Raw genomic sequence first — 13,696 nt, forward strand, 5'->3', positions numbered from 1 at the left:
TCATATACGTATTATCTATACGCAAAAAATATGGTGATATGCAAGTATTTTTATCACTACCAACAGAATGAATCTATCGGGGGCGTCATCATATAGATTTTTTTACCAAGATGAAAGTCACCTAACCCTGAATTCGACTTTCTGCATATCTCGTTGGACGAATAACTTAATAGAAAAAAACCAAAATGAAAAGCTAGTAACCTGAAATTTCTTCATTAATTGTAACTTTGAAGTGATCCAAGCGGTGTACAGAGGTCTCAAATTCACCATTGGCTTTTAAATGTAAGCAACGGTAACCAGGTGCAATCGGATCAAATGAAAACTCTTGGCTGAGGGGTTTAAATTGTACACACGTTGCAGGAGTAGAAATAAACTGTATTCCATTCCACAAGTTATAGGATTCTTGATGGACATGACCATGTAACACAGCTTTGATATTATCAAAGGGTTCGAGTACGGCCTTTAATTCATCGGCATTTTTGAGCTTATGTTGATCGAGCCATTTGGAATGCATATCAAAAGGATTGTGATGACAGGCGATAAGGATAAACTTGTCACGCAATTGTTCCAATAGCCGTTTTAGATGGACCAATTGTTCTGTTTGAATGTTTCCATCGGTACGTCCACCCACAGCACTATTCAACAAAATGATACGCCATTGATCTAACTCAATCACTGCTGGAATAGGTTCTGGCGAATGGAACGGGAACAAGTTTATATTGTCGTGATTTCCCGGAATTTGGTAAAAATCGACACCAAAACGCTGCATATATTCTAAATAGCGCGCATAAGTTTCTGGAAATGCAGCTTGAGCCAAATCACCAGTATGTAAAATCAGATCGATATTTTTATAACGTTGCTGAATATCATCCATGACGGCATGAAAGCTTTCTTCAGGATTAATCCCGACAAACTCTGCATCAGGTTTATCCATCAGGTGTGTATCTGTGATTTGGATAATCACTCTATCTTTATCTGTTTGCGGCAATATCTCTGATTGCATGCCTTTCCCCTAGACATCTTCAAATGCATGCAAGTGCTGTTGTAGCCATTGCAAAGCCATAATCACAGGTGCATTTTTTAAACGATTACTTTTTAATAATAGACTCAAATCTGAATAATCAATGATATGAAGTTGGATATTTTCACCTTCATCTGGCATACCAAACACACCACCTTCAGCAGGTAATGCGGCTTGTGCTACATAGAGATGAAAGATTTCATCACATGCGCCAGCAGATGGATAGAAGCTAAACAGGTGTTTGATTTGGTTTAATTCACATCCAGATTCTTCGATGCTTTCCCGTCGAATGCAACTTTCTGGAGATTCATCTCCATCAAGTACGCCTGCAATGATTTCGAGTTGCCAAGGTGAAATTTCATCATCAATTGCCCCTACACGAAACTGTTCAATCAATGCAAATTTTTGTTGTTGATCATTATAAATCAGTACACCAGCAGCTTCTTTACGGCGAATTAATTCACGTTGAATGGCTGAGGTATATTCAGTTTGATTAAATAATCGGTGTCGCAAGCTCACTTTTTCGACTTGAACAAAACCTTTAAAGGCATATTCACGAGATTGTATTTCTACATCATTATGGGTGTAGGTTGCTTGCTGAATGATGTTCATGTGCACAGTTAGGATGAAACATATTCACTTCATCCTAACTGAGAAATAGTGAAAGACAAAAGTTTTTTTTAATCTTTACACTTTATGGTACAACTTTTGCCCTTGTTCCTGATAAACGGATTTCATGGTTTTGAGACCATCTTCTATAAGCGTTTCGCTATTTACAGGGTGGGCTGCATTTTGTTGATTTTGTGCATAATCTCGCACGTTTTGGGTGATTTTCATCGAGCAGAACTTAGGTCCGCACATTGAACAGAAGTGCGCAGACTTATGTGCTTCTTTAGGCATAGTCTCATCATGCATCGATCTAGCAGTATCTGGATCTAAGCTGAGATTGAATTGATCTTCCCAACGGAACTCAAAGCGTGCCTTAGATAAAGCATTGTCACGAACTTGTGCGCCCGGATGACCTTTGGCTAAATCCGCTGCATGGGCTGCGATTTTATAGGTGATAATCCCGTCTTTAACATCTTTCTTATTGGGCAGACCCAAATGCTCTTTGGGAGTCACATAACACAACATTGCAGTGCCGTACCAACCAATCATCGCTGCACCAATTGCCGAGGTAATATGGTCATAGCCCGGAGCAATATCGGTGGTGAGCGGACCAAGAGTATAGAAAGGTGCTTCCTGACAAACTTCAAGTTGCAAGTCCATATTTTCTTTGACCATATGCATTGGCACATGGCCTGGCCCTTCGATCATGACCTGAACATCATGTTTCCATGCCCGATGAGTCAGTTCACCTAAAGTACGTAATTCGGAAAATTGCGCTTCATCATTGGCATCCTGAATACAGCCCGGACGTAAACCATCGCCTAAGCTGAAAGACACATCATAGGCTTTCATGATTTCGCAGATTTCATCAAAATGCGTATAGAGGAAGTTTTCTTCATGATGCGCCAAACACCATTGCGCCATGATCGAACCACCGCGTGATACAATCCCTGTTAAACGATTGGCTGTCATCGGCACATAACGTAATAAGACCCCAGCGTGAATGGTGAAATAATCGACACCTTGTTCAGCTTGTTCAATCAGGGTGTCTTTAAAGATTTCCCATGTCAGGTCTTCAGCAACACCATCGACTTTCTCAAGTGCTTGATAAATTGGTACCGTACCAATTGGAACTGGTGAGTTGCGGATAATCCATTCACGGGTTTCATGGATATTTTTACCCGTCGATAAGTCCATGATGGTGTCAGCACCCCAACGGGTTGCCCAAGTCATTTTCGACACTTCTTCATCAATCGATGAACCCAAAGCTGAGTTGCCAATATTGGCATTGATTTTTACCAAGAAATTACGCCCAATGATCATGGGTTCGCATTCAGGATGGTTAATATTGGCTGGAATAATGGCACGACCTTCAGCGACTTCTTTACGCACAAATTCAGGGGTAATCTCCATGAGGTTGTGTGCACCAAAATTTTGTCCTACATGCTGGCGCATATCGACACCTTCATGCTGTCGCTGATTTTCACGAATCGCAATGTATTCCATTTCAGGCGTGATGATGCCTTGTTTGGCATAATGCATTTGTGTGACATTGTTGCCTGTTTTTGCACGACGTGGTTTTTGAATATGGGCAAAACGGATTTCAGCAGTACGAATATCTTTTAGACGTTCTTGGCCAAATTTAGAGGTTAAGCTGGCTAAATGCTCAGTATCGGCACGTTCTTCAATCCAAGTTTCACGGACATTGGGTAAGCCTTTATTCAAATCAATGTGTACGTTGGGATCGGTATAAACACCTGAAGTATCATAGACCATAATTGGTGGATTTTTTTCACCACCAAGGCCTGTCGGAGTATCCGTGAGTTCAATTTCACGCATCGGCACTTGAATATCTGGGCGTGACCCTTGAATATAAACTTTTTTAGATGCGGGTAAAATTCGAGTCAGATCTTTGGCTTCTTGCTCGTGTTGAGCCAATTGATCAGCAGGGGATAGATTCGTTAATTGGTTCATTACAATGATCCTTATGAATGACATCAACGAATCAAGCACGACCAAAAACGGTGGCAAATTTAGTCTATTTTATCTGCTAAATCCATCATCAGAATAAAGCGCTATTGCGAAAAAATAGATAAATTATGGGCTGTCAGTTTTTAGATGCTTGATTCCTACGCAGGTCTTAACCTGATCAGGTTCAACGGTACTTTAGTTTAAGTTTTGGCAAGGAGATGCAAAACTGACTAAATCTCAGCGAGGAATTACTCGCGCTCCGTCAAGCGATGTTTAAATCTTAGCATGTTCTCATTAAAAATATGCTGGCATGCCGATATCAATTTCAATTATTTTTTTGAGTCAGAATTTCCTCAACAGATTTCTTAATTTTTTGTTCAAATGCCTCACGTTGTGCTCGGATCTCTTGCTGTTCAGGTGAGTTATCTTCAGGATACTGTCTAGATGGTTTTGGCATTTGTTGCCAAAGCCTTTCACTTGCGTTGATTAAATTCACAAATTTCTGTGCAGTTTGGCTACTTGCAGTTTTACTTTTTGCAATTTTTTCAATCGCTTTGATTGCTTGTTCATCTGCAATTTTATCGTCATCGAACCAGAGCGTGCGGGTGTTATCCTCGCCTTGAAAAAGTGCACTACGGTATTGTTCAATGTTCTCTATGACTTGAGGTTTAAAATGGTTGTTGGGGTAATCTTTATTGAATTTTTCCCAATATAACAGTCGATTGGCCACTTCATCAAAACTAATTGCTAGCCCTGCGTCCATAATATAGTTAGCACCTGTATATTCTTTACGGATCTGTTTAAAGTAGACCTGATCTGATTTTTCTAAATAGGGTGCAAAAATATCCAGATCATATTGTGGATGCTGTACAAAGGTGTATTCACCTTCACCGATATAAAATTTTGCTAAATATAAGTCCTTTGCGTGATCAACTAAATATTTCTCACGCGGTTTTAACTTTTTATACAGTTCTTGTTTTTGTTGAGCTGTCATAGACTGACCGTCTGCAAGTGTATCGGTCATATATTGAAAGACTTCAGGCGAGGCATCGGCAATGAGTTTTTGATAAATGTTTTCAATTTTTGCTTGCCATTGATAACGTGTTTTTAACGGTGCAGATGCGAGGCATTTTTTTAGTAATTGATTGAGGTCATTTAAATCTTCAACGATGACCGTTTTTTCTAATTTTTTGATGCTTGTATCTATCTCGTTACAGTCTTGTGGAAGTGCTGGTATTTCAGCTGTACTGGTCTGAGTCGCTTTAGAAGCTGCTTTAGTTGTCTCAATTGTTTGATTGTTCTCGTGCTTTTGGCAAGCGCTGAATAGGGTACACAGGCAGAGTGTTGTGAGTGATAGATGTTGTTTTAAAGCTTTCATAGTATGACTGTTGTTGTGTATTTTTGAATGTCACAAGGATAATAAAAATTGAGCTAAAATAACATCTAACTGTTAGAACAAATCGCATCACTAAAGCAATCTTTTTTAACATGCTTAAAGTCGATCGGGCTTAAATTTAGATATTGATTGAGCTGGGACAGCGCCAATAATTGAGGGATATTTTCCAGTTTAGTGCGTTCTTTTTCACTAATTTGAATTTTTTGCTGTCTTTGCTCTTTGCTCATCGCTAAAAAATGCACAAACTTCTTGGCCTGAGCTGAAAGCTCACCATCATTGGATTTTGCCAAGCGTTCAATCACCAACCAGCTGGCTGCATCGATATCAGTTTGATTTTCAAAACTGCTCGATATAGGTGCTTCTTCAGTGCCTAAAAACAATAAACTGCTATAGGCATTTTTTAAGAACTGCGCATCATGTAAAAAAGGGCTATTGGGATAAGTTTGCAGATATTCTTGCCAAAACTTAGCTCTTTTTGCAATTTCTTCAGCCTCAATATCGGGTTTATGGTTTTTAAAAAGTGGTTGGGTATTTTGTTGTGCAAGATTTTCGATAAAAACTTGTTCAGGCGCAGTCAGATACGGCGCGAAAACTTTTGCTAAATATTGCGGGCTTCTTCGATAGACAATTTTATCATCTGTTTGTTCGCTCAGCTCAATATACGCTTGGCCTTTGTGACGTAATAAATATTGGTCACGCAGATTAAGTTGTTCAAATTTACTCTGTTGAATAGTGGGGTATGCAGCTTGATCTAAAGCATAGTTTTCAAATGCTTGCTGTTGTTCTGAAGTGCGCTCAATCTGTAAAAATTGTTGATACATACGTTTCGACTGATGCATCAATTCCATTTGTTCCGCAGGTTTCATCAAGGGCAAACACATACGAATATCTTGATTGACTTGTTCTATCGCAAGCGTGGTTCTTTTTGCATTGATTGCCAGCATCTCATTTTTGAGATTTTGGCAAATTTGGGTTAAATCAGGAATTGGATTTTCTTTTTGTGGCGCTTCTTTGGATTCTTTGACAATGTCGGTTGTGGGTTTTTGACACGCGATAACCACCATGCAACTCAAGATAACGAGTATGCCTGAAATGAGAAAATGAAGGGTATTGCGAGGAAATTTCATTCGACCAGCATTTAAAAGAAGCTCAGTTTTGTTCGATGCCATTGTCGCTGAATCGAGGCTAAATAAATGAAATATTTTGTAGTTTTGTGATAATGAAACGTTACTTTTTGCAAGAAACTGAGTCATGTGTCTGATTTAAGATCTGCAAAAATTAACCTGAGTACAGCATCGTGAATTTGCGATAAATGGATGCTCACAGCAAAGTGACATATGTAAATTCAGCAAATTGTAGTAGTATCTTTACTCTAAATTGCTTTGATCAGAAGTGAAATGAGCGATATTGAGAAATTCATTTGAAAGAAAAATACTTGTCATAAAACATTCATAATGAATATGCTTTAATATTAACCCATAAAAATAGTTTTTGTTGCGTGTGGAGCATCTGACCTTGAGCCCAAGTAATCCTGTATTAAACCATCATATATCTTCTCAATTTAATGAGGACTTACAGGATGTGAATACCAAATTTATGACCATGGGCGGTTTGGTAGAACAACAAGTCGCAAATGCAGTGCATGCTTTATTGGATACCAATGCCAATATGGCGATTGATGTTCAATTTCAAGACAATACAGTCAATCGTTATGAACGAGAAATTGATGAAGCACTGACTTTGATTTTGGCGCGTCGTCATCCAGCTGCAATCGACTTACGTATGGTGATTGCCATGAGTAAAGCCAATACCGATTTAGAACGTATTGGTGATGAAGCTGCAAAAATTGCCCGTATTGCACAGACTTTATGTGAAGAGGGTGAATCGCCACGTGGCTATATGGAAACACGGCATATTGGCAATCAAGTGCGTGTCATGATTCATGATGCTTTAGATGCTTTTGCGCGTGTGGATGCAGAACAAGCATTAAAAGTTTTGTTGGCCGATGCCGATATTGACCGTGAATATCAATCCGCGACACGTACACTGATGACTTACATGATCGAAGATCCACGTCATATTAGTCGTGTCATCAATGTGATGTGGGTATTGCGTTCACTGGAGCGGATTGGTGACCATGCACGTAATATCTCAGAACAAGTGATTTATATGGCAAAAGGTTTTGATGCGCGACATACCAGTGTTGAAGAGATTGAACAAAAAGTTCAAGGTAAATAATTGAATTTATAAATAAAAAGACCTGATGATTCAGGTCTTTTTATTTGGAAAACTTAAGATCACAAAAAGAAAATTACACTTGAGCAAGTGCTTGTTCTAAGTCTGCAATCAAGTCATCAATATGTTCAATCCCCACAGATAAACGCACCATATCAATACTCACGCCTGCTGCTTTTAGCTCTGTTTCATTCAGTTGACGATGGGTGGTGGTTGCTGGATGACAGGCTAAACTTTTTGCATCACCAATATTCACTAGACGCGTAAACAGCTGTAATGCATCGATAAAACGGGTGCCACCTTCACGACCATCTTCAACACCAAAAGACAGAATTGCAGACGGTTTACCTTTGACATACTTTTGTGCCAAAGCATGTTGTGGATGATCTTTTAAACCAGCGTAGTTGACCCATTTTACTTTTGGATGTGCCTGTAAATATTCAGCAACTTTTTGTGCATTTTCAGTATGGCGTTCCATACGCAAATTGAGTGTTTCTAAGCCTTGTAAAATTAAGAATACGCTGAGCGGGCTGATCGCTGCGCCTGTATTTCTTAATGGAACAACACGTGCACGGGCGATATATGCCGCAGCACCTAAAGCTTCTACATAGTTCACCCCATGATAACTTGGATCAGGGGTATTTAAGACTTTGAAGCGCTCGGGATATTTGCCCCAAGGGAATTTACCGCTATCGACAATCGCGCCACCAATCGAATTACCATGACCGCCAATATATTTGGTCAATGAATGCACCACGATATCTGCACCATGTTCAAAAGGTTTCAGTAGGGCAGGTGTTGCAACGGTATTATCCACAATCACAGGTACACCATATTCGTGTGCGATTTTAGCAATAGCATCTAGGTCAATAATATTACCCAGCGGATTGCCAATCGACTCAACGAAAACCAACTTGGTTTTTTCATCAATCAAGCCGCGCAATGCTTCAGGATCTTGGTAATCAAAGAAACGTACTTCAATGCCTTGTTTTGGCAAAGTGTGGGCAAATAAATTATATGTTCCACCATAGAGTGTTGAAACCGATGCAATATTGTCACCCGCTTCTGCAATGGTCTGGATAGAATAGGTGATCGCAGACATACCCGAAGCCAATGCTAAAGCACCAATACCGCCTTCAAGCGCACTCAGACGTTGCTCAAGCACAGCGGTCGTTGGGTTCATGATCCGTGTATAAATATTACCCTGAACTTTGAGGTCAAATAAATCCGCACCATGTTGGGTATTATCAAAGGCATAAGAGGTAGTCTGATAAATTGGAACGGCGACCGCTTTAGTGGTTGCTTCTGGTTCATAGCCTGCATGTATGGCAAGAGTTTCGTCTTTATATGTCATGTTCTTCCGTCAACTTTTTATTAAATTTCAATAGAGTGTAACAAATAAATATATGAAGTAAACAAGGGTTTATATATTTTAAAATCATAAAAACAGATAAAGCCAACAATGCAGCCCGAGATAAATTGAGTTTCAGCGAGGAAAAATAGACCGAATATCGCTGAGTTTGTGAGCTGTCATTGTGGTGTCATTTGCTGAAACTAGCATAACAAATTCCATAAATTCAGTTATTAAAAACACAATGAAAAAAGTAGCAATAAATAAACTGACCCGCCATAAAAGCACTTTAACTTTAGTCCTCTGTAGTTTACTGGGTTTGACCGCATGTTCTGATGATGATCAAGATTCAACAACACAGAAGACCTTAACCCAAAATATAACATTGGCATTTGGTGATGAAGCCTGTGTAATGGGGGGAACACGTATTCAGAGCGGTTTAGATCGTAATGGTAATGGCAAACTTGAAGCCAGTGAAATCACTAAAACCGAAAACAGTTGTAAGCCCAATTTGTTTGCACAAGGTGTAGCATTGCCATTTAACGTACTGGGACGTTACTCTGCGAATGGTACGACCATTGATAGCTCGTTTGATATTCGTCAGGGTGGTTTTGGTTCTGATGTTGCTGCACATCCAAGTAATAAAAAGCAATTCTATGCATTGACCGATCGGGGGCCAAATGCAGACTTTACTGATAAATTATATGGTGCTGGTAAGGTTTTCGCCATTCCAGACTATGTGCCGAAAATTGGTTTATTTGAAGTTCAAGACAATGGTACTGTGAAATTAATTAAAACCATCAATTTAAAAGATATTAATGGAAAAGACATCACAGGACTACCCAACACTTCTGCTTTAGGCGGCACAGGGGAAACACCGTATGATGTCAATGGGAAAGTGATTACTGTAGATCCAACCAAACCATACGATGTGGTGAATAATCCAATTCGATTGGATGATTATGGCTTGGATAGTGAAGGGCTCACTGCACTTAACGATGGTACGTTCTGGGTCAGCGATGAATATGGACCGCATATTGTGCATTATGATGCCAATGGTAAAGAAATAGGGCGTATCAACCCATTTAAGGCTGATAAACGCAACAATTGGACTTTGCCGAATGAGTTTAGCTATCGCCGTGCCAATCGAGGGATGGAAGGCTTAACCATTAGCCCAGACCAAAAAACCTTGGTTGGGATTATGCAATCGACCATGAGTTTACCAAATAAAAATGTCAATAAATCAATGTTGACGCGTATTGTGACGATTAATCTTGAAACAGGCAAAGTCGCACAATATTTATATCAGCAAGAGATAGCTGAAAATTCAAACTCTGCCATTATTGCCCTCAGTGCAACACAATTTCTGGTTTTAGAACGAGATGGATTGTTTTATAAAGATACGCCAAATGTGATGAAAAATGTCTATCGTATTGATTTAAGCAAAGCCACCAATTTAGAAGATATTCAAACACAAAATGATGTCAAACAAGATGAAAAGCTCGGTTTAACTATTGCGGGCAAGACCTTAGAAGAATACCAATTGGATAAAGGCTGGGACGGTTTAAAAGCATTTAATATTGTTCCAGCACCTAAAACATTGGTACTGGATATGGGGAAAGCGGTTAAATATCCACATGATAAAATGGAAGGTCTGTGGTTGATCAATAGTACGACACTTGGGATTTTAAATGATGACGATATGGGGCTTTGGAATAATGCCAAAGGCATGGAGCCAAAGTATCTGGATGCGGCACGTACACGTATTGATATCAATACCTTATACATCATGGATAAATTGAATTTAAAAGGCCAATAATTGCATAACAACAGCCGCCCAAGAGGCGGCTTTTTCTATAACCATCATTTAAAAATAATAGGTTCCTCAATGAAAAAAATAGCCATTTTCACCGTTCTAACAAGTTTAATCACTACAACTGCTTGGGCTGTACCGCAAGTGACATCGCGTGAATATAAATTGTTGTTACAGCCAGACAAATTTAGCTATGCCAATGAGTCCGCTAACGTAAATAGCTATATGCAACAAGCCAAAACGGTTATTGCACAACAAATTAACCGTACAGTTTCAGGAACGATGTTCTTAGACAAGCAACGCCAAATACATTTTTATGATTCACCCAGCAGTTGCCTACTCAATAATATGGGCTATAGCTTTCGAGAACGGATTGAAAACGGAGCATCTGAAGTAACGCTTAAATTTAGAAGCTATGATCATTATCTGTCTGATTTTGCCGATTTGAGTAGCTCGACTGCGGGAGCCAAAACCAAGCTTGAAGATGATATCACGCAAACAGCAACACAAGGATTTTTGGTGGGTTCCAGTAAATCCACCACAGTGGCAAATACACGGACAATCAATAAGTTTTTAGACATCCATACGCATTTTCCAAAATTTAAAGAAACCTTTGCCATCAGTGATAATCAGCTGTTATCACCTGTAGGTGGACTCACTCTTTATGAACGAAGTTATCGTGGGGTCAACATTGATTTAGGCGAGTTTGATGCAGAGGTAAATATGAGTTTATGGTATACCCAAGCACCTTATGCAGGATTAAAACCTGCTGTAGTTGAAGTCTCGTTTAAGTACCAAGACCCAAATGCAAATTACACCAATAAGGTTGTACAACGTGCTGCTATTAGTTTTTCTGCTTTGAAATCATTGTCAAACTACAATGCACCAAGTTCAACTCAAACCAAGACGCAATTTGTATATCAGTATCAGCCGGATTTTTGTTCGTGATCATGTGTGAGATCGCGATTTGATTACGTTTATCGGTGTGGAAAAATGTTTTCTTGATGCTTTTAAAATATCTCAATCAATTGGACAAATCTGAACAAAAATAGATAAATTCAGCGTATAATTGACGGTATTTATTTATTCGCATTTTGCGAATTTCTATTCATTATAGAGGAGTCCTACGTGGCCCAATATATTTACACGATGAACCGTGTGTCGAAGATGGTTCCGCCTAAGCGCGAAATCCTAAAAGACATCTCTTTATCATTTTTCCCAGGTGCAAAAATTGGTGTACTTGGTTTAAACGGTGCAGGTAAATCTACCCTACTCCGTATTATGGCTGGCGTAGATAAAGATTTCTCAGGTGAAGCTCGTGCGCAACCAGGTATTAAAATCGGTTATCTAGAGCAAGAACCACCATTAGATCCAAATAAAGATGTGCGTGGAAACGTTGAAGATGGTTTACGTGAACCATTAGATGCATTGGCACGTTTAGATGAAGTTTTTGCTGAATATGCAGCTGAAGATGCTGACTTTGATGCACTTGCAAAAGAGCAAGAGAAATTAGAAGCAATTATTCATGCTTGGGATGCACACAACCTTAGCAACCAAATGGATCAAGCTGCAGCAGCATTGAATCTTCCAGCATGGGATTCTGACGTAAGCTTACTTTCAGGTGGTGAACGTCGTCGTGTAGCATTGTGTCGTTTGTTATTGTCTAAACCAGACATGTTATTGCTGGACGAACCGACTAACCATTTGGATGCAGAATCTGTATCTTGGTTAGAACGTTTCTTAAAAGACTTTGCTGGTACAATCGTTGCGATTACCCATGATCGTTATTTCTTGGATAACGTTGCAGAGTGGATTCTTGAGCTTGACCGTGGACATGGTATTCCTTACCAAGGTAACTATTCTTCTTGGTTGGAACAAAAGAATGCACGTTTAGAGCAGGAAAATAAACAAGAAGAATCTTTTGCTAAAGCATTGAAAAAAGAATTGGAATGGGTTCGTTCAAATGCTAAAGGTCAGCAAAAGAAAAACAAAGCACGTATGGAGCGCTTTGAGGAGCTTAACTCACGTGAGTTCCAACAACGTAATGAAACCTCTGAAATCTATATTCCACCTGGTCCACGCCTAGGGAATAAGGTTGTAGAAGTTGAAGGCATCAGCAAATCGTTTGATGGCCGTCTACTTTATGAAAACTTATCGTTCACAGTACCACCAACTGCGATTGTTGGTATCGTTGGTCCAAACGGTGCGGGTAAAACCACTTTATTCCGTATGATGACAGGCGAACAGCAACCAGATACTGGTACAGTTGTATTGGGTGAGTCTGTAAAAGTTGCTTATGTTGGTCAGATTCGTGACACTTTAGATAACAATAAAACAGTTTGGGAAGAAGTTTCTGGCGGTTTAGATATCTTAAGAATTGGCGAATACGAGATCGCATCTCGTGCCTATATCGGTCGCTTTAACTTTAAAGGTCAAGATCAGCAAAAACGTGTTGGTGAATTGTCAGGTGGTGAACGTAACCGTTTACAACTTGCGAAGATCCTTCAGATGGGCGCCAACGTAATCTTACTGGATGAGCCATCAAACGACTTGGATATTGAAACTTTACGTGCGCTAGAGGATGCAATTCTTGTATTCCCTGGTACTGTCATGGTGGTATCGCATGACCGTTGGTTCCTTGACCGTATTGCTACACATATCTTGTCATTTGAAAATGAACAGCCAGAATTCTACGAAGGTAACTATGCTGAATATGAAGCATATCGTTTAGCGCGTTTGGGTGATGCTGCTGTGCAAAAACGTACCAAATACAAAAAAATTGGCGGTTAGTCACTAATTTTGTAGATCAAAAAAACCAGCTTTCGAGCTGGTTTTTTTATTGTAAATAAAGCCGATAAAGTTGGTGTTGTGCTTCGAGATGACCTTGATTGGCGGCAAGCAACAACCATTTGTATGCATTCTTTTTATCTGGCGATAGGCCGAGCTGGCCTTGTAGGTAAATCATGCCTAATTTATATTGGGCCGTGCTATATCCTTTAAGTGCTGAATGTAAAAAATACCAAATCGCGTTGCGTTGATATTTTTGGATTTTTTCATTTAACAGCTGATCTAAATCAAGAGGGTCACGCTGGTTAAGCGCCAGATGTTCATAACTGGTTGCGCGATGGTAAGTATGCATTGATTCAGACATTTTAAATGTATGATAGGGGCTGGAATAATGGTATTTATGGCTGACAATTTGGTTGAGCTTCCGTATTATTTTTATTAAATCCATATTGATTCACGCTTATTTTTATGAAATTACCCTTATAAGATTAAAGCAAATAATCAGAATAAGTA

Annotated in this window: 11 protein-coding genes and 1 riboswitch; of the genes, 4 read left to right on the forward strand and 7 right to left on the reverse strand. The window is 39.4% G+C overall.

The genetic code is table 11. From position 1 onward, the window contains the following. Window positions 1-193: 193 nt before the first annotated feature. The 5 genes from cpdA to L3V46_RS01160 all read right to left on the reverse strand — a co-directional run bounded on the left by cpdA (window position 194) and on the right by L3V46_RS01160 (window position 6,250). Window positions 194-1,003 (reverse strand): 3',5'-cyclic-AMP phosphodiesterase, encoded by an 810-nt coding sequence (gene cpdA, locus L3V46_RS01140; RefSeq protein WP_004816563.1) that lies wholly within the window; start codon window positions 1,001-1,003, stop codon window positions 194-196. A gap of 9 nt (window positions 1,004-1,012) precedes the next feature. Continuing rightward, entirely contained in the window at window positions 1,013-1,633 is a 621-nt protein-coding gene (locus tag L3V46_RS01145; protein WP_004816566.1) for an NUDIX domain-containing protein, read from the reverse strand. A gap of 75 nt (window positions 1,634-1,708) precedes the next feature. Continuing rightward, a complete protein-coding gene (thiC, locus tag L3V46_RS01150; RefSeq protein WP_239044731.1) occupies window positions 1,709-3,604 on the reverse strand; it encodes a phosphomethylpyrimidine synthase ThiC in 1,896 nt (631 codons plus the stop codon). Between the two features lie 135 nt (window positions 3,605-3,739). Next, window positions 3,740-3,873, reverse strand: a riboswitch (TPP riboswitch). A 53-nt stretch (window positions 3,874-3,926) separates the two neighbouring features. Then, window positions 3,927-4,979: a hypothetical protein gene (locus L3V46_RS01155; RefSeq protein ID WP_239044732.1), complete on the reverse strand. Its 1,053-nt coding sequence runs from the start codon at window positions 4,977-4,979 to the stop codon at window positions 3,927-3,929. 65 nt (window positions 4,980-5,044) lie between these two features. Continuing rightward, window positions 5,045-6,250, reverse strand: a complete 1,206-nt coding sequence (locus L3V46_RS01160) for a hypothetical protein (RefSeq protein ID WP_239044733.1) — start codon at window positions 6,248-6,250, stop codon at window positions 5,045-5,047. A gap of 262 nt (window positions 6,251-6,512) precedes the next feature. Between L3V46_RS01160 and phoU the strand changes: the two genes are divergently transcribed. After that, window positions 6,513-7,235 (forward strand): phosphate signaling complex protein PhoU, encoded by a 723-nt coding sequence (gene phoU / locus L3V46_RS01165; protein ID WP_004725313.1) that lies wholly within the window; start codon window positions 6,513-6,515, stop codon window positions 7,233-7,235. Window positions 7,236-7,308: 73 nt separating this feature from the next. Here the strand turns inward: phoU and L3V46_RS01170 are convergent, their stop codons facing one another. Then, complete coding sequence (locus tag L3V46_RS01170; RefSeq protein ID WP_004725315.1) at window positions 7,309-8,586, reverse strand: aminotransferase class I/II-fold pyridoxal phosphate-dependent enzyme; 1,278 nt, start codon at window positions 8,584-8,586, stop codon at window positions 7,309-7,311. A gap of 241 nt (window positions 8,587-8,827) precedes the next feature. Here L3V46_RS01170 and L3V46_RS01175 point away from each other — a divergent pair, with 241 nt between their 5' ends. The 3 genes from L3V46_RS01175 (at window position 8,828) to ettA (ending at window position 13,186) form a co-directional block, all read left to right on the forward strand. After that, entirely contained in the window at window positions 8,828-10,402 is a 1,575-nt protein-coding gene (locus tag L3V46_RS01175; protein WP_239044734.1) for an esterase-like activity of phytase family protein, read from the forward strand. A gap of 69 nt (window positions 10,403-10,471) precedes the next feature. Continuing rightward, window positions 10,472-11,344, forward strand: a complete 873-nt coding sequence (locus L3V46_RS01180; RefSeq protein ID WP_239044735.1) for a hypothetical protein — start codon at window positions 10,472-10,474, stop codon at window positions 11,342-11,344. Window positions 11,345-11,524: 180 nt separating this feature from the next. After that, on the forward strand, window positions 11,525-13,186 hold the full coding sequence (ettA, locus tag L3V46_RS01185) for an energy-dependent translational throttle protein EttA (RefSeq protein WP_004816581.1): 1,662 nt from the start codon (window positions 11,525-11,527) through the stop codon (window positions 13,184-13,186). A 46-nt stretch (window positions 13,187-13,232) separates the two neighbouring features. Here ettA and L3V46_RS01190 read toward each other — a convergent pair whose 3' ends face one another. Then, the gene (locus tag L3V46_RS01190; protein WP_016539147.1) at window positions 13,233-13,535 is read right to left on the reverse strand and encodes an SEL1-like repeat protein; all 303 of its coding nucleotides are present in this window, start codon (window positions 13,533-13,535) and stop codon (window positions 13,233-13,235) included. Between the last annotated feature and the right edge of the window lie 161 nt (window positions 13,536-13,696).

The sequence above is a fragment of the Acinetobacter sp. AG3 genome (assembly GCF_022343575.1).
GTDB classification, from domain to species: domain Bacteria; phylum Pseudomonadota; class Gammaproteobacteria; order Pseudomonadales; family Moraxellaceae; genus Acinetobacter; species Acinetobacter guillouiae.

Coding starts and splice junctions, on each gene's coding strand:
- L3V46_RS01175 (WP_239044734.1), top strand. CDS start 8,828: ATGAAAAAAGTAGCAATAAATAAACTGACCCGCCATAAAAGCACTTTA.
- L3V46_RS01155 (WP_239044732.1), bottom strand. CDS start 4,979: ATGAAAGCTTTAAAACAACATCTATCACTCACAACACTCTGCCTGTGT.
- thiC (WP_239044731.1), bottom strand. CDS start 3,604: ATGAACCAATTAACGAATCTATCCCCTGCTGATCAATTGGCTCAACAC.
- L3V46_RS01145 (WP_004816566.1), bottom strand. CDS start 1,633: ATGAACATCATTCAGCAAGCAACCTACACCCATAATGATGTAGAAATA.
- cpdA (WP_004816563.1), bottom strand. CDS start 1,003: ATGCAATCAGAGATATTGCCGCAAACAGATAAAGATAGAGTGATTATC.
- L3V46_RS01170 (WP_004725315.1), bottom strand. CDS start 8,586: ATGACATATAAAGACGAAACTCTTGCCATACATGCAGGCTATGAACCA.
- L3V46_RS01180 (WP_239044735.1), top strand. CDS start 10,472: ATGAAAAAAATAGCCATTTTCACCGTTCTAACAAGTTTAATCACTACA.
- L3V46_RS01190 (WP_016539147.1), bottom strand. CDS start 13,535: ATGCATACTTACCATCGCGCAACCAGTTATGAACATCTGGCGCTTAAC.
- L3V46_RS01160 (WP_239044733.1), bottom strand. CDS start 6,250: ATGACTCAGTTTCTTGCAAAAAGTAACGTTTCATTATCACAAAACTAC.